We start from the raw sequence: 15,239 nt of genomic DNA, 5'->3' as shown, positions 1-15,239 counted from the left end.
CTAATGAAACGAGTGAGTGAAAATGGATTACAACACGCTTTCCCCTCTCGCCATGTTCCTTAACGCCGGTCCTGTCGGAAAGGCCGTCATGGCGCTGCTGCTGCTCGCGTCGATCTGGACGTGGGTGCTTATCGTCGAAGGCGTGGTGGCCGTCACCCGCATCGCCAAATCCGCGCGCTCGGCGCGTCAGGGCGGAGACGTCGGCGTTCTCGCGCCCGTCGCAGAAGCCGGCCGCGAAGGTTTTGCCCTCGACCTTCCCGACGAAACGATCGGCGACAAGCGCGCCCGCATCGCCGACCATATGAGCCGCGCCGCGCGCGAGTTCCTGACCAAGGCGGAAGGCGGCCTGCCGAATCTCGCCGTCATCTCGTCGGTCGCGCCCTTCGTCGGCCTGTTCGGCACGGTGTGGGGAATCATGACGAGCTTCGCCAGCATCGCTCAGTCGCAGGACACGAGCCTCGCGGTCGTCGCGCCCGGCATCGCCGAGGCGCTTGCGGCCACGGCCTACGGACTTGCCGCCGCCATCCCCGCGTCAGTCGGCTACAACCGCATCGGCGCGGCCTTCGCGCGCGTCGGCCAGCAGGTCGCACATTACATCGAAGACGAGTCTCTCCTGATGTGCAGCGGCCATCAGTCGCGTCCGCGTCGCGATCGGGAGGCTGCATAATGGGCATGCCCTCACGCCAGCGCCAGAGCGCAACCGAAGGCCTTTATCAGCCGCTCGCCGATATCAATGTGACGCCGCTCGTCGACGTCATGCTGGTGCTGCTGATCATTTTCATGATCACGGCGCCATTGCTCGCCAAGGGCGTCAAGGTGAACTTGCCGCAGGCGAGCGCCGCGATGCCGATCAACCAAAAAGACCCGATCGTCGTGACAGTGGGCAAGGACGGCAAGATCGCGCTTGGCGCGGACGAGCTCTCAGCGGAGGCGCTCATCGACGGCATCAAGGTGATGATGGGCGACGACCATGCCCGCGTCGTGCACATTCGCGGCGACACGGAGGCGGTCTATGGCGAGGTTGTCGCGGTGATGGATAAGCTTGCGACGAACGGCATCACCCATATCGCGATCATGACCAACTCGCGCAGCAAGACCGGCCCGGCCACGAAGGGCGCGCCCGGCCGCGCCGCGCCCACCGCCGGCGCTCTGCCCGCGCAAGCCCCGGCGGCGCCCGCGGGAGCGCTGAAATGACCGACCTCGCGCTCAGTCCGCAAGGCATGGCGCGAGAGGGCGACCACCACCCGCCTTCGGGTCCGGAGCCGGTCAAGCCCTCCTGGCTGCGCTCGGTGACGACCGTCCTCGTCATCGCGGCGCATGTCATGGTCTTCGGCATACTTGCCTATTCGGCGAAGCCAACGGCCGTATCGCTCGACTCTGTCAGCATGGACCTCGTGCCGGAAGGCGACTTCTTCGAGCAGGAGGAAGTCGCCGAGGCCGACGACACGCCGCCGCCCGAAGCGGTCGAGGAGCCTGACATCGCGCTTCCGCCGCCGGTGGTGATGGCGCCCGACGCCGTGCCCTTGCCGGCCAAGAAGGAAGACGTCGACAAGGTCAAGAAGAAGGTCGAGGAGCAACAGGTCCAGCGCGCGCAGCAACGTCAGGAGGCGCAGGCGCGTCGACGCTACGGCGCGCCTGAGGGACAGGCCGGGAATTCGGGCGCATCGCAGGCGACGTGTCTTGCCCATATCGCCGCAGCGCTTCGCCGGCATACGCCAGGCAACACCAGCCTTGGTCCCGGCCATGCGAGCGTGACGTTCCACGTCAATCCGGGCGGCGGTTTGTCGGGCATCTCGGCGTCCGGATCGACTCCGGCGCATGCGGCGCTCGCGCGGCGGATCGTGTCCTCCGCGCGCGGCCCAGGCATGTGCAGCTCGGCCTTCGTGAGCCAGGCTTTCGCCTTCCATTGACGCGAACGGCGGCGGACGCTCGCGCCCGCCGCCTGAGATCGTTCCGGATATTGGGGGCCTGATGAAGCTCGCGCGATTGCTTACCATCGCCGCGGCGCTCGCCGCTTGCGGCGCGCACGCAGAGGACGCCAAACCCGCGCCCTTGGCGCCCGCGCCAGCGCGACCCGCAGCGCCAACGCAGAGCGCTACGCCGGCCCGCGCCGCTGCGCCAAACGCCGCCGCGCCTGCCGCGATGGGGAGCGCAGCCGCGCCAGCCGCCGCTCCGGTGATGTCGGAGAGCAAGTTCCTTGGCGCGCTCTACACGGCGATCGCCAAGCAAACCCCTTCGGAAAGTCCTGCCGGCGACGGCGAAGTGACGGCCAGCTTTCACGTCAACGCGCAAGGCAAGATCGACAAGGTGACGATCGACAAAACTACAAGTCCAGCGCTTTCAGAAACGGTGAAGAAGATCCTGTCGAGCGTCGAAGCGCCGTCGCCGCCGGGCGGATCGATGGATGTGGGACAAACTTTCAAGTTCCGCGGGACGCCGAAATGAGACCGAACGTTGCGGCGTTCCGGCTTCCGGTCCATCGCCAAACGATTTATGCGCGTAAGGCCCGCGCATTTTTTAAAAGGAGGAGAATATGCCGCACATTTTTCGACTGACATGGACTCTTGCGGTGCTTGTCAGCGCCAGCGGACTCTGCTTGCCGGCGCTGGCGCAGGACGACAAGCCGGAAGCGGCGCGCGAAGAAAAAACTGAAGCGAAACCCGCGGAGACGACCGAAGCTAAGCCAGCAGAGAAGACGGATGCGAAACACGAGGAAAAGAAGGAGAAACGCGCCGAAAAGCCGACCGCGAAACAAACGGCCGATCACGGCGCCTATCTGCGCAAGCTCGGACAGTTGATCCGGGCGCGCTCGCCGGGGATGACCAATCTCGGCGAGGGGAAAGCGGTCGTGCATTTTCACCTTGGGGCTTCCGGCGCGACGGATAGCGTCAGCGTCATTTCGGCGACGACGCCGCGTCACGGCGAGTTGGCGCGTTCGATCGTCTCGGGTCTGCGCGCGCCGCCGCCGCCCGGCGGCTCCTATCAGGGCGTGCAGAGCTTTAGATTTCACTAGAGCCTTCTGCGTTCAGGTTGACGCATATCCGGCGGCTTTGACGTACCGCGCTGCGCCCAGCCGCAACGTCGCATCATGTTGGTCTTGGCCCATGTCTGGTCGATGAAGACGAGGCGGGCGGGATCAATCCGCCCCTGATATTTGCGCCATCGCATGCGGTGGCGGCTTATGTTGGGGCGATCCTGCTCGCGCGCGATCAGCGTTTTTTTGTGATCCCCTCGCGCTCGACGCGTCCATCACCTAGTCCCGCAAGTCCTGCGAATAGGATTTTCCCATCCATGCTGGCCTCCAGCCCAGTCAGCATGGTGAATCAAAAATCCGCTGATTTGGGGAACCCCAAATCGATTCCAATCAAACGCAGGACGCTCTAGCGCGTCACGCCGCGCGCATAATCGCGCGCGGCGTCACTTCGCCGGAGCGCCTCAGTCGCCTCAGGTGTCCGCTCGACGTATCCCCATTTGATTTTTCGGCATTGCGGTATGCGGAGACCGCCATCCCCACGCGCAAAAATAACCTCGGCGTTCGCTGCCAACGATTTCTGCCTACTCAAGCGGAGCCGCTCGATGTCGTCGAGATGGGCGGCGCCGTCTATTATCCGCCATGCGAGGCGGTCGCGCGACTGCTTGCGCCAGTCGGTCCGTGGTCAGGGGCAGGGAACGACTTTTGGCCTTTATCGTCGTGTCAGGCGACCAAGCCCGGCTCAGTCTTGGAGGCGGCGTAAGGAGGACTACGTCCTTGCCATAAGTCGGCTTAGACCGGCGCAATGAGCGCCGGCCCTAGTCAACCCGGCGCTCAGCGCCGCCTGTTGCGCTCGCATTCAAACGTGACGCGGAGCGAGCGCAACCGCTTCGCCATTGCGGCGTGCCGCGGAGCCCAACGCATACAGCGCCCCGAGGCCAGCGAAAACGCAGGCGTTTATGAGGAAGATTCGCGGGAGCGTCGCAAGTAGCGAGTCGAAATGGCCAACGCTCGAGACCATCGCCACGCCAAAGCCGAAGATCAAGCCCTTGTAGACGACGAAGGCGGCCACGAAGGCCGCGGCCACGCTCACAAGCCCCTTCATGCGCCGCGCGGTTAGCCCGGCAGCTTCGCAAGAAAGCAAGGCGATAACGCCCATCGCAACGCTCCAAGCCAGGGCGGCGTCGGTCATATGGTGATGTAGGGACGCGAAGGCGATGGTCTGGCTCGCCAGCCAAACGCTGCCGCTCAGAAGGAGGGCGTCACGCCGACCGAGAGTCAAAGCGGCAACGGCCGCGAACGCCGCCAACGGAAAGCCGCAATGGAACGCGGGACTCAAAAGGACGCTGGCGACGATCAGCGAGCGAATCCATAGCGAACGAGGCCGGGGAGATGAGGTGAAAAACGATGCGGTTGTCATGACAAGTCTCCTCTATGTGAAGCCAGTGGGGAGCGGCGCTTGCCCGCTGATTTTTTCGCCTTCGTGTTGCGCGCGAGGACGAAAGGGCATTGGCGATCGTCTCTGCGACCGCTGGGTCGAACGTGAAGCGGTCAGGACGGACGGCCCCAGTCCGCTGAACGATCCATGGGATCGGGGTCGTGGAGATCGAGCCATCGCGCTCGCAATTTGTCCCACAGCGAGAGACGCGACCAATCTGGTTCCTTGACGCGCCTGTCGCTTTCGGGATGGAGGAAGGGATTGGGCAGCAGCACGGTGATCTGCTGATCGCCCGCGCCGTTGAACAAGCGCAACCCCCAGGACATCGGAACGCATGTGCGGCCGAAGCGGCGGTAAAGTTCGGCCCGCGCGGTGCGCCGATGGCGGGCGAGTTCCGGCGGCGTCGGCGCGCGCGGCGGACCCTTGTGCTCGCCGATGCAGATATGAAAATGCGGAACGCCGAAAGTGATCGTCAGATAACCGTCGAACATGGAAATACGCGTCGGCGGCCCGTCGGCCTTGAGTTCGAAGGCGGCCCCTTGGATGAGAGGGCCGAAAGTGATTTCCCGCCAGTGATTTTCGAACAGATCGCGGAAAAGCTCCTCAAGGCTCTTCTCATCCACCGGCAAGGGAAATATGTCGAGCGGCGTTCCGTCTGCGTCCAGGATCCGTCGTGGCCGCATTTCAGTGATGACTGACATATCTTTCTTCATTGCAGGCCTCACGTCTCTCACCTTGTGACCTTCTTACGCCGAGCGCGGTCGGCGCGTCGTTGTGCAGTTCGGCGAAGAACGTTCGTCACGAAAAAGGAGCGAAGCGCTGCTGGTTAAGACGGCCGCGCCGATCCGATTTTCGTCAATCGTCGCCCGCGATGACGCGGCGTCGCGCCGAGCCACACATTTCTTCCACCAGATATAAACGCCGGTGACGGATAGCATCACAATGACGAGGCCGAGCGCGCAAACGAAAATGCGATAGGGCAGGCCGAACACATTGGCCATGTGCAGTTCCACGAGCCAGGTCGTGATCGTATTGCCGGCGTGCCGGCCAGTTGGCAGACGAACCGCGCGCAATTCGCTGGAATAGGCGTCGAATGCGATCGACGTGCGGCCAGAATTGTCGCCGATGTCGCGGCTTGAGCGTACGCCGTAGAAATAGAGATCGCTTTTGCGCTGGATGCTCAGCCTCATCGGTCGCTCGACCGAAAAGCCATGTGCGAGCGCTTGCTCCCCCATGATTCTTTCGCCAATGGCCTGCGCTTCCTCCCAACCAACCGGCGCTCGACCCCCGGCTGGGTTGCCGCCCTTTGTGGTCCCAGAGTGAGGCGGCTCATAATCGAAGACGAGCTGCATCGTGCGCGTGTAGAAGCCGTTCAAATTAAAATGGACGCTGGACCAGGCGAAGAGCAGCAATATTGCAAAGAGCCAAAGTCCGAAGGCGCGATGCAGATCGAAGTTGACGCGATAGAATGAGCTCCGAAACTTGATCAGCCAAGCGGGTCGCCATCGCGAAAGATAGCCGCGCCTATTCGGCGGACTGGGAAGAGGCAGCGTGAGATAAACGCCAACGAAGCAATCGATCGTCCATACGAGCGCGACGATTCCAAGAATCCACGCGCCTACTTCGCCCATGGCGAGGGAATAATGCAGGCGGTCGATAAAGGGCATAACGTTCGCCAGCGTCGTCGGCAGCCCGTCTCGATCAAAGCGCCCCAATTCCTGGCCGGTGACGGGGTCGAGCAGGAGTCGATTGAAATCGAAGGCGGGCGCGCCGGGTCGCGCCTCCATGCGGATTATCGCCGTGCCGTCAACGCTCAGATCGACAGAGGTGGCGAGGGCATCTGGAACCAGAGCCTCGGCGCTCCGCAGGAGCGCCGCAGGGGCGAGTTGTATCCCTGCATGTGGACCCGGGTAGAGATTTGGCGTCAGCCAATGATTCAACTCGTGACCAAAAGCGAGCAGGCTACCGGTTAGTCCGACGAGGATCAGAAACCCCGCCATGCTCAGACCAGCCCACCGATGCAGCGACACCCAGAAGCTTCGGGTCATCGTGTTCTCTCCATACTCTTCAGCATCGAAGAAGGACCTTCCGGGGATTTCCCGTTATGGAGGCCGCGTCGGGCATCTGCTGCGCTCAATAGTCGTACCGCAGCTCGGCGAAGAAGGTCCGCTGCGGATAAGGGGAAAAGAGCCATTGTTTGTAACGGCCGATGTTGTTGATGCCGACGACTCCGGTCCAATTCGGCGCGAATTTGTAGGTGACTCGGGCGTCGAGGATGAGATATCGGCTCGCACCGCCCCAGGTTTCATGATTGACGTCGAAATTATCGAGCTGAAAATAGGATGACGATCGGTACCTCAGCCCTGCCGATAAGGTCAGCGTGTCGGTCGGATGATAGGTTCCGACGATCTTGGCCCGCCATCTCGGCATCAGCGGAACATCTTTGTTTACAGACAAAGGGAACTTGGAATTCGCCACGATCTGCGTATCGATGTATGTCGCGTTTGCGTCGATGTCGAAGCCATCGAACAGCACGTCCTTCAAACCGATGGCGCCTTCGACGCCATTGAAGCGCATTTTCTGTACGTTCTGAGAGCTGGAGACATTGGGCACAACTGTGACATCGGTCTGGAAAGTGATCGCGTCCCACCTGTCCTCGTGGAACAAGGCGAGATGCGCAGCGTGCTTGCCAAAGTTGTATTCGGCCGAGAGTTCGTAGGAATCGACTTGCTCGGGCTTTAGGTCTGGATTGTTGATGAGAATGCCAGTCGGGCTGGTGATCCGCTGAAACAATTCGGTCACGCCCGGAAAACGATGGGCATTGCCGTAGGAGGCGCGCAAAAGTAATTCGCGCGTTGCCTGATAGGCCAGTGAGGCCTTGGGTGAAAAGGCGGAAGCCACCCGTTCGTCATAATTCTTGGTTGTGCCGAGCTTGTTTTCGTTGGCGCCCTCGAAGGCGCGCCAAAACTCTTGGCGCCCCCCGACGGTGAGTTTCCAATCTGGAAACAATGACCAGACATCCTGAACGTAGATGCCCTCGGTTTGTGTCTTGCCGACTGATCTTGAGGCCTGCTCGTATGACCATGACGACCACCACACGGGAGTATTTTGCTGATATTGCTTTAAAGCATACTGATCGAAGTGGCCCCCGAAAGAGATTTCATGGAGACCAAGGACATTCTGTTCCGGACGCCAAATCGCCCGCATATCCATTGTTTTCCAGCCGGTCCCACTGATCTCCCGCGTCTGGCCTGACGTATTGACCCCGAACCTCTGCGCGGTGACGCCCACGTCTCTGAGAATGTCATAAGAGCTTCCGACAATATCGAAGTCGAAAACGCCGCCGGTCTCGGTCTTCAGCTCGGCTCCTTGCATCAGGTGCAAATACTCAACGCTGCCTGGATTGAGGCCTGAAAGAGGGTAGTTGATCCCATGAAAATTGATCACGCCATTGCGCGTATTGAAGACGGGGACTCCCGCAACGTTGTTGATATAGCTCTGCGCGGTAAAATCGTCCGCAAGATGCAGCAGGCCGAGGGTGTACGATGCGCGGGCGCGCGGCCCGAAATCATAGGCGAGTTTCAGTTTGCCGGTGTTTTGCTCGGTGACCTGAATTGGCCCAGCGCCGAACACCCCGCGCAGTAAGCCTTGGCGGTCGCGGTCGAAGAACCCGCCGAAAACCGGCGTTCCCGCTGTGGCGCGCGGCGTGACGGCGCTCGAAAAGAAAATCGGCTGAGCGTGCGTAAGCAGACGATCGTAACCGGCGCGCCAGGAAAAATCGTTGATTCGATCGCCGATCGAAATGCTCCCCGTATAACCGGGATTCGTCTGATGCGTGTCGTATTGATCGTAGGGCGAAAGAAGCCCTTGCAGCTTGGCGTGGAGTTCAAATTTTTCGGGCGTCTTGGTGGTGAAGGTCACGACGCCCCCGATCGCATTGCCGGGATAGAGCGCGGAGTAAGGACCGTAGATGACGTCGACTCGGCTAATCTCTTCCGGCATGACCATCTGAAATCGCGGTGTAAACGAACTGTTGCCGAGCAAAGCCGACAGCAGGATTCCGTCCGCGTAAACCAGATTGTGCATGGGCTGGAAGGGCCCGGTCGTGCGGCCCTGGATGTCCTGAAAACGATCGCCGGGGAATTTTTCGACGATTTCGATGCTGGGAAGATATCGAAGCGTTTCCACGGCGTTGGAGGCGTTGACCTGCTCGGTGATTTGCTTCGCGGTGATGGTCTGGACGACGGCTGGAATATTGTCGGGAATGGCCTTCGCGAACGGCTTCTCGGGCGGGCGCACCTGCTGGACGAGCGCCGTCGCGGCCGCGACGGGCGAAAGGGCTGGCGCGGGATTCACGGGGCGAGGCGCGGAGGCGCGAACTGCGCCGCGCCTGGCGCCCGCGCCAACATCGATCGTAGGCAAGGCCTGTTGCGCCAGAGCAGATGTGGAGGAGACAAAAAGAGTGAACACGCCGGCGGACACGCCGATAGCGGAAGGGCGGAACATGTGAGCATGGACTCGCAGCAACGTGGGCCGTCACTGCGAAAGGTCTATGCCGTCAATCGGCGTTCAACGCGCCTTGCGACAGAATTCGACCGCCTCGGTGCACCCCGCCCGACGCTTTCGCGCGTGACCACGAATGACGGCAGGTCTCCTGGCTCACGGGTCATCGCTTTGGACCGCCTTCCCAGGGAGCGTTTGTTCCCCAGTGGCTTTTTGGTCCTAAAGCTCGCCGCTTACAGTTGCGGGGGCAGCCGCGGAATCGCACGCATGCGCGTACTCACCGCATTCCCTTTTGATCCCCGAAGGGAACCATCACCGCCGATAAAAAGGTAAACTGGAGAATGAGTCAAGGCGACATGCTCTGCATGAGCGCTTGCCGTCAATCTGGTGCGAAAAACGCCCCGCCAATAGATCCACGGTCAGGGCCGCCCGAAGATCCGTTGCAGAATGTGTCCGCACGTCAACAGGTCTGACGTCGGCGACGATGATCCAAGCCCGGCGAGACATTGAGACCTTATTGACACTAGCGGCAGGGTCTGATGTAACTTCACCGCATGGGGAAGCGATCTCCCCACGAGGCGACATGCCCAAGAATCGCGTCCGGTTTTTCACCAGGGGCGCGCCATGTCGTTAATCAACGCCATCTCTTCCGATAAGCTCGCGCGCCTCATCGGCGTTCCACATTGTCCTGCGCTCATCGATGTGCGGACCGACGGGGAATGGGAAAGCGATCCACGCTTCGTTCCTGGGGCAGCGCGACGCCCTCACGCTTCTGTTACCGAATGGGCCGGCGAAATTGCCGGCCGCGCTGCCATCATCATTGATCAGAAAGGCGACGATCTCGGCGAAGGTATCGCCGCCTGGCTGCGGCATGCCGGCGCCGATTCAGCCGAGGTGCTGATCGGAGGACATGTCGCCTGGGCGCAATCGAACGGGCCGCTCGTGCCAGAGGCTAATTTGCCGCCGCGCGACGCACTGGGGCGCACCGTATGGGTCACGCGCGCGCGCCCAAAGGTTGATCGGATCGCCTGTCCCTGGCTGATCCGTCGTTTCGTCGATCCGGCCGCCGTCTTTCTGTTCGTCTCGGCGGCGGAGGTTCAAGGCGTCGCCGAACGTTTTTCCGCCGCTCCCTTCGATATCGATGGCGCCTTCTGGAGTCATCGCGGCGAGTGCTGCACCTTCGATACGATGCTGGACGAGTGGGGGCTCGCCCTGGAGCCGCTGCAAAGGCTCTCGGTCATCGTGCGCGGCGCGGATACGGCGCGGCCTGATCTCGCGCCAGAGGCGGCGGGACTTCTTGCCGCCTCGCTCGGACTATCGCGCATGTATCCCGACGATCTCGACCAGCTTGATGCCGGACTGGCGCTTTATGACGCCTTCTATCGATGGTGTCGCGATGCGACAGACGAGCCGCACAACTGGCCTGCGACCAAATCCGGGAAAACCACATGAACGCGCCGACGAAAATTCAGGCGGCGGATCACGGCGTCTCGTTGCGGGAGGCGTTGGGCGTCTGGGCGCGTATCGCTCTGCTGAGCTTTGGCGGTCCCGCCGGCCAGATCGCGCTGATGCACAGGGTTCTGGTTGAAGAGAAGCGTTGGCTCTCCGAAACGCGCTTCCTGCATGCGCTCAACTACTGCATGCTCCTTCCTGGCCCTGAGGCGCAGCAACTCGCTACTTACGTGGGTTGGCTGATGCATGGGACGCGCGGCGGCGTGATGGCGGGAGGGTTGTTTGTCCTGCCGGGCGCTGTCGCGATCATGGCGCTAAGCATCATCTATGCGCTCCTTGGCAAGCTCGGTTTCGTCGCGGCCGCGTTCTTCGGACTGAAGGCCGCCGTGTTGGCGATCGTTCTGCAGGCGGTGCTGCGCGTCGGTAAGCGGGCTCTCAGGAACCGCATCATGCAAGGGCTCGCCGTCGCCGCCTTCGTGGGGATTTTCTTTTTCGACGTTTCGTTCCCGCTGATCATCCTGAGCGCGGGTCTGATTGGATATTTCGGCGGTAGGGCGAAGCTCTCACAATTCGCCGGCGGCGGACACGGCGGCGCGAACGCATCGGCTGACGGCGGCAGTCTGTTTGGGGACGGGTTTTCCGCGCTTGCCACGCCTTCGGCCGTGAGCGCGCTAAAGGTCGCAGCGATTTGGCTCATTCTCTGGCTTGCGCCCGTCGCGGCCTTGCTCGCATTGCTCGGGCCGGCCAACGTCTTTAGCCAGATCGCGGTCTTCTTTAGCAAGATGGCCATGGTGACTTTCGGCGGCGCCTATGCGGTGCTCGCTTATGTGGCGCAGCAGGCGGTCGACAATCTCCATTGGCTGCAGTCGCGCGAAATGCTCGATGGTCTTGGGATGGCGGAAACCACGCCTGGGCCCCTGATTATGGTGCTGCAATTCGTGGGATTTCTGGCGGCCTATCGCCAACCAGGCGCATTGCCGCCGTCAATCGCCGGCGCGCTCGGCGGGCTGCTTACGACATGGGTGACCTTTGCACCGTGCTTCTTGTGGATTTTCCTTGGAGCGCCCTTTGTCGAGAAGATGCGCGGCGACAAGGCGCTCGCCGGCGCGCTCGTAGCGATCACGGCGGCAGTCGTCGGCGTTATCCTCAATCTTGCGATCTGGTTCGCAATCCATGTTCTGTTTGGCGAAGTCGTAGCGGTGCACGGGTTTGGGCTTTCATTTGCGGCTCCCATGCTCGCGAGCGTCAATCCTTGGGCGCTACTTCTTACAGCTGGCGCGATGATCGCAGTGTTCCGCTTCAACGTCGGGATGTTACAGACGCTCGCCGCCTGCATGGCGGCGGGCGTGCTGCTCTATCTATTCGGTGCGTAGCCCTTCGGCGTTTGGACGGCCGCCTTCTCAATCAAAATCCATCGCTGGGAGGATGTGACATGCAGATCAAGGTAGTTCTCAAAGTAGCGGCGCTCGGCTGCTCTCTTCTCGCTTCTGTGGCAGCGGCCGGCGAATTCGACGCCAAGCAGGTCGACGCCATTTTCGCCAGAACGTCTGCGCAGGCGGATGGCGTTTATCGCTATAACTTCCCTCGCTCAGACCTGAACGTCGTTGTCGATGGCGTGACGATCAAGTCCGCCCTTGCGCTCGGCGGCTGGGTGGCGTTCAGGCCTGCGCACGGCCAAGCAGCGATCATGGGCGATCTCGTCGTGACGGAATCGGAGGCGAACCCCGTCATGACGACACTTCTGTGGGGAGGTATCCAGGTCACGGCGCTTCACAATCATCTTCTGCGAGCGTCGCCGCCGATTTTCTACATGCACGTCGCGGGCCATGGCGAGGCGAGCAAATTGGCCGAAACAATTCGCGCCGCGCTCGCCCTTACCAAGACGCCGCCAGCGCCAAGCGCCGCGCTCTCGCGCGACCTGCCGCCACTCGATCTCGACGCCGCCAAGATCGACGAAGCTCTCGGCACAAAGGGCAAGGTGAATGGCGGCGTCTATCAGTTCAGCATCCCTCGCGCGGACAGAGTGGCTGAGGGTGACATGGTCGTGCCTGCGTCAATGGGATCAGCGAATGTGATCAATTTTCAGCCAACGGGCGACGGCAAAGCTGCGATCGCGGGCGATATCGCGGCGCTGGGTAGCGAAGTCGTCGAGCTGACAACCGCGCTGCGCGCCAATGGAATAGAAGTCGCCGCTATTCACAATCACATGCTGAACGAAGAACCGCGGACGTTTTACGTGCATTTCTGGGCGCATGATGACGCAGTCAAACTCGCTGTAGCCCTGCGGGCAGCGCTCGACAAGACGAACGTCTCGAGAAAGTAAATCTGACGAACGAACGCCGATCTTTCAGCTGGCGAAGCTTCTGCGCATCGCGCATCGGCGAGCTTCCCCACATCGGCAAAACGCGCCGCCGTTAATCCACGGTGGGGAGGTTCTCTTGCAGCGGCGCTGGAGGAAGTGAAGCCGCAGCCCAAGCTATCGAATGGCGTCGCGTTGCTCTTTGCGCCATTCCCAAGGCGCCTGCATATGTCCTGCCCATATACCGCGACGATTGTTCCGGCCTCCTGCTCCGCGCCAATGTAGTCCGACGAATAGCGTCGATACGCGAAAGCATGGCCGCTTCTGACCAACCAGAGCTCAATATCTTCGCCCCGAACCCTACAGTCCGCGACGGTTCTTCCGTAGCGGTCAACGTCCCTCTCTCGACACGATACCGGCGACTGTCCGATAAACTCGTCCAAGGCCATCGCAGCTTTTTGTCCACAGCGATAGGTCGGGTTTGCGGCATCAAAACACGGCTGCCCCTTTTCAGGCGCGTCGACCCCATGGAGGCGGATGCGCCTATCCATGGATCTCGATCGCATCGCCGTCGACGACCGAGGCTCGCCCCACGATGTCGGCGAGGCAGGCGCCAGAGAACACTACCGGAATGCAATGATGAGCGGACGCGCCAGCATGCTAATTTCCAACTCTCTTCATGAAAGCGCTAGGTGTAAAGATGACCATCGCTTTGGAAATGATTCCGGAGCCAGATGGAGCCGAAGATGACGCGGAACTGCTCCATGTTCAAATGGCTTCGTCGACGCAAATTAGATCCACTTGTCGAATCCGACGCGCGCGCTTTGATCGAACGCTTCGGCGGGAGCGCCTATTTGGAAGCGCGACTGCGGCAACATGACGATGATGCGCGTGGGATGGCAACCGACCGCCCGGACATTGGGAGAAGGTCAAGAACGCTATTAGGAGGCTTCAATCGCGGCGCTAGCGATAGGCCTACGCTGCCTGCGCGCATCGCAGCCGGTGGATCCGCGCGCGGCGACCCTCTCCCGATAGGCGGGAGAGGGAAAAGCTCGAACCGCTAAACGATCACAGGACCGGTTCTTTCTTGAACTTATCGGGGAATTGCTTGGCGATCCCGTCAGTGAGCGTGTCGGCAAATTTCAGCATGTGGACGTGACCGTCATCATATGCCTTGATGTCAGCTGCCCAATCCTTATTGAGTCGGCCGACCACCTCTCCTGTCGTCAAGTCCAGATGCTTTTGCAGCATCTCTTCCACATCTTTCTTGGCCCAGTTTGGATTTGCGCCGCTCAAGAACGCCGCAATGTCCTTGCCGTTGTCCGACCACTTCTTCTGCGCACTGCCCAGCCCCGACTTGTCGCCGGTCTTGGCGGCCTTGACGACTTCCGTTGCGATAAGGATGTGGTCGCGCAAGAGAGTAGACAATTTCTTTCCTGCGTTCTCGCCATAATAAGGCTTAATCGCGTCGCCGATGTCATCCTGATTCTTGAGGAGTCGCGTGGCGACGGCGTTGGTGTCCGGAAGATCGGCCAGGGCGCTGACGATATAACCGCGGGTATAGGTGATGTGATCTTCCCACAGCTTCCGCATCGCCATCTTCACAGCGGTGGCCGCATCCGTTTTCGCGTCATGCATGCCGGCGGCCATTGTGGTGGGATGAGTCATAGGCGCTTGTTGCGCCAGGGCGGTCGAGCCGAAGATCGCCACCGCGGTCGCCGCCATCGGAGCAATATTATGGTTCATGATGCACCTCCGTGGAGTTGTTTAGCTCCCATCGTTTGCCGACAATTAGGGCGTCGACAACCGTGCGCAATGACGCGAACGGCCGACGCTTTCGGCATCTCGGAAAGAATGGGATCGCAAGCAAAAAATGCCCGGCCAGCAACGCGCCAACCAACGTGCGAGATCAGCCAGCGCAGCGGAACTACGACCGCCGCCGATGCGGCCCCTGCGTAAAGTGTTCTCCCGGTTCGGAAACCACGCGACCCTTTGCGTTACCCGTGCAGTACAGCCCGTTGCGGCAGTACAGCCCGGGCAGGAGAACAGCAGTGATGAAAAACGCCCCAGGCGTCCTGCAACCCCTAAAAGAAGATTGCACCTGCGCCGCACAGGCTCAAGTGGAGCGTAAAGAACGAAAACGCCCACCGAAACATCCAGAGTCGCATGACGCGCCTTGGCGACGGCAATCGTCAGCTTGCTCGTTCAGTGAGGGTTCAGCTTCCCCGACTGGAAATGGATCGTTGGGGGCAGAAGGAGATTTGCATGTTGCGCAAACTATCTCTCGTTACGGCTTTGACCGCTGCTTTGGCTCTCCCAACTGCGGCTATGGCCTGGGACGGCTATGGCGATGGCGGTTGGGGTGATCATGGTGGTTGGGGCTATGGCCATTGGAGAGGCCGCCATCATGGCCATTGGGACTATCATCCCAGTGGACATTGGGACCGCCATGACGACCACTACGATTGGCACGATACGAGCCATTATGACTGGCACGGTTGCGTAATCCACGCGATCGTGAGCACTGATTCCAGACGATCATGAGCGCTCAGTCCACGGGATCGTGAGCGCTCAGT

Annotated in this window: 14 protein-coding genes, 1 pseudogene and 1 riboswitch; of the genes and pseudogenes, 8 read left to right on the top strand and 7 right to left on the bottom strand. The window is 61.1% G+C overall.

Annotated features, from left to right (window positions below; translation table 11 throughout):
- The first annotated feature begins 22 nt into the window (after positions 1-22).
- The 5 genes from HUN39_RS15400 (at position 23) to HUN39_RS15380 (ending at position 3,013) form a co-directional block, all read left to right on the top strand.
- On the top strand, positions 23-667 hold the full coding sequence (locus tag HUN39_RS15400) for a MotA/TolQ/ExbB proton channel family protein (RefSeq protein ID WP_175095369.1): 645 nt from the start codon (positions 23-25) through the stop codon (positions 665-667).
- Positions 667-1,194 (top strand): ExbD/TolR family protein, encoded by a 528-nt coding sequence (locus HUN39_RS15395; RefSeq protein WP_175095368.1) that lies wholly within the window; start codon positions 667-669, stop codon positions 1,192-1,194. The genes HUN39_RS15400 and HUN39_RS15395 overlap by 1 nt, the downstream gene beginning before the upstream one ends.
- On the top strand, positions 1,191-1,910 hold the full coding sequence (locus HUN39_RS15390; protein WP_175095367.1) for an energy transducer TonB: 720 nt from the start codon (positions 1,191-1,193) through the stop codon (positions 1,908-1,910). Before HUN39_RS15395 ends, HUN39_RS15390 begins: the two co-directional genes overlap by 4 nt.
- A gap of 61 nt (positions 1,911-1,971) precedes the next feature.
- Positions 1,972-2,445: an energy transducer TonB family protein gene (locus HUN39_RS15385; RefSeq protein ID WP_175095366.1), complete on the top strand. Its 474-nt coding sequence runs from the start codon at positions 1,972-1,974 to the stop codon at positions 2,443-2,445.
- A gap of 88 nt (positions 2,446-2,533) precedes the next feature.
- Complete coding sequence (locus HUN39_RS15380) at positions 2,534-3,013, top strand: hypothetical protein (RefSeq protein ID WP_175095365.1); 480 nt, start codon at positions 2,534-2,536, stop codon at positions 3,011-3,013.
- A gap of 44 nt (positions 3,014-3,057) precedes the next feature.
- Here HUN39_RS15380 and HUN39_RS15375 read toward each other — a convergent pair.
- The 5 genes and pseudogenes from HUN39_RS15375 to HUN39_RS15355 form a co-directional block, all read right to left on the bottom strand.
- A pseudogene (locus tag HUN39_RS15375) lies at positions 3,058-3,222 on the bottom strand (IS630 family transposase); the annotation flags it as partial.
- 608 nt (positions 3,223-3,830) lie between these two features.
- Positions 3,831-4,391, bottom strand: a complete 561-nt coding sequence (locus tag HUN39_RS15370; RefSeq protein ID WP_175095364.1) for a hypothetical protein — start codon at positions 4,389-4,391, stop codon at positions 3,831-3,833.
- 131 nt (positions 4,392-4,522) lie between these two features.
- Entirely contained in the window at positions 4,523-5,110 is a 588-nt protein-coding gene (locus HUN39_RS15365; protein ID WP_175095363.1) for a DUF7676 family protein, read from the bottom strand.
- A gap of 45 nt (positions 5,111-5,155) precedes the next feature.
- Entirely contained in the window at positions 5,156-6,457 is a 1,302-nt protein-coding gene (locus HUN39_RS15360; RefSeq protein ID WP_175095362.1) for a PepSY-associated TM helix domain-containing protein, read from the bottom strand.
- A gap of 85 nt (positions 6,458-6,542) precedes the next feature.
- Positions 6,543-8,765 (bottom strand): TonB-dependent receptor, encoded by a 2,223-nt coding sequence (locus HUN39_RS15355; RefSeq protein ID WP_175095361.1) that lies wholly within the window; start codon positions 8,763-8,765, stop codon positions 6,543-6,545.
- A 271-nt stretch (positions 8,766-9,036) separates the two neighbouring features.
- A riboswitch (cobalamin riboswitch) is annotated at positions 9,037-9,241 on the bottom strand.
- A gap of 295 nt (positions 9,242-9,536) precedes the next feature.
- On the opposite strand from HUN39_RS15355, the gene HUN39_RS15350 reads away from it, so the two are divergent.
- The 3 genes from HUN39_RS15350 to HUN39_RS15340 are packed head-to-tail and all read left to right on the top strand — an operon-like array spanning position 9,537 to position 12,687.
- Positions 9,537-10,364, top strand: coding sequence for a chromate resistance protein ChrB domain-containing protein (locus HUN39_RS15350; protein WP_175095360.1), 828 nt, complete (start codon positions 9,537-9,539; stop codon positions 10,362-10,364).
- Positions 10,361-11,737, top strand: a complete 1,377-nt coding sequence (chrA, locus tag HUN39_RS15345; RefSeq protein ID WP_175095359.1) for a chromate efflux transporter — start codon at positions 10,361-10,363, stop codon at positions 11,735-11,737. The genes HUN39_RS15350 and chrA overlap by 4 nt, the downstream gene beginning before the upstream one ends.
- Before the next feature lie 59 nt (positions 11,738-11,796).
- Complete coding sequence (locus HUN39_RS15340; protein ID WP_175095358.1) at positions 11,797-12,687, top strand: DUF1259 domain-containing protein; 891 nt, start codon at positions 11,797-11,799, stop codon at positions 12,685-12,687.
- Here the strand turns inward: HUN39_RS15340 and HUN39_RS19325 are convergent.
- Together HUN39_RS19325 and HUN39_RS15330 are read right to left on the bottom strand one after the other, a co-directional pair.
- Positions 12,597-13,214: a thermonuclease family protein gene (locus HUN39_RS19325; protein ID WP_232366131.1), complete on the bottom strand. Its 618-nt coding sequence runs from the start codon at positions 13,212-13,214 to the stop codon at positions 12,597-12,599. The genes HUN39_RS15340 and HUN39_RS19325 overlap by 91 nt on opposite strands.
- Before the next feature lie 517 nt (positions 13,215-13,731).
- Positions 13,732-14,409, bottom strand: coding sequence for an acetylglutamate kinase (locus HUN39_RS15330; RefSeq protein ID WP_210267003.1), 678 nt, complete (start codon positions 14,407-14,409; stop codon positions 13,732-13,734).
- Positions 14,410-15,239: the final 830 nt, after the last annotated feature.

The organism is Methylocystis silviterrae, from assembly GCF_013350005.1.
Classification (GTDB): domain Bacteria; phylum Pseudomonadota; class Alphaproteobacteria; order Rhizobiales; family Beijerinckiaceae; genus Methylocystis; species Methylocystis silviterrae.
This window is presented reverse-complemented; position numbering and strand designations above follow the sequence as displayed.

What these genes read in the sequence shown, in the direction of transcription:
- HUN39_RS15400 (WP_175095369.1), top strand. Translation starts at nt 23, where the DNA reads ATGGATTACAACACGCTTTCCCCTCTCGCCATGTTCCTTAACGCCGGT.
- HUN39_RS15395 (WP_175095368.1), top strand. Translation starts at nt 667, where the DNA reads ATGGGCATGCCCTCACGCCAGCGCCAGAGCGCAACCGAAGGCCTTTAT.
- HUN39_RS15390 (WP_175095367.1), top strand. Translation starts at nt 1,191, where the DNA reads ATGACCGACCTCGCGCTCAGTCCGCAAGGCATGGCGCGAGAGGGCGAC.
- HUN39_RS15385 (WP_175095366.1), top strand. Translation starts at nt 1,972, where the DNA reads ATGAAGCTCGCGCGATTGCTTACCATCGCCGCGGCGCTCGCCGCTTGC.
- HUN39_RS15380 (WP_175095365.1), top strand. Translation starts at nt 2,534, where the DNA reads ATGCCGCACATTTTTCGACTGACATGGACTCTTGCGGTGCTTGTCAGC.
- HUN39_RS15370 (WP_175095364.1), bottom strand. Translation starts at nt 4,391, where the DNA reads ATGACAACCGCATCGTTTTTCACCTCATCTCCCCGGCCTCGTTCGCTA.
- HUN39_RS15365 (WP_175095363.1), bottom strand. Translation starts at nt 5,110, where the DNA reads ATGTCAGTCATCACTGAAATGCGGCCACGACGGATCCTGGACGCAGAC.
- HUN39_RS15360 (WP_175095362.1), bottom strand. Translation starts at nt 6,457, where the DNA reads ATGACCCGAAGCTTCTGGGTGTCGCTGCATCGGTGGGCTGGTCTGAGC.
- HUN39_RS15350 (WP_175095360.1), top strand. Translation starts at nt 9,537, where the DNA reads ATGTCGTTAATCAACGCCATCTCTTCCGATAAGCTCGCGCGCCTCATC.
- chrA (WP_175095359.1), top strand. Translation starts at nt 10,361, where the DNA reads ATGAACGCGCCGACGAAAATTCAGGCGGCGGATCACGGCGTCTCGTTG.
- HUN39_RS15340 (WP_175095358.1), top strand. Translation starts at nt 11,797, where the DNA reads ATGCAGATCAAGGTAGTTCTCAAAGTAGCGGCGCTCGGCTGCTCTCTT.
- HUN39_RS19325 (WP_232366131.1), bottom strand. Translation starts at nt 13,214, where the DNA reads ATGGATAGGCGCATCCGCCTCCATGGGGTCGACGCGCCTGAAAAGGGG.
- HUN39_RS15330 (WP_210267003.1), bottom strand. Translation starts at nt 14,409, where the DNA reads ATGAACCATAATATTGCTCCGATGGCGGCGACCGCGGTGGCGATCTTC.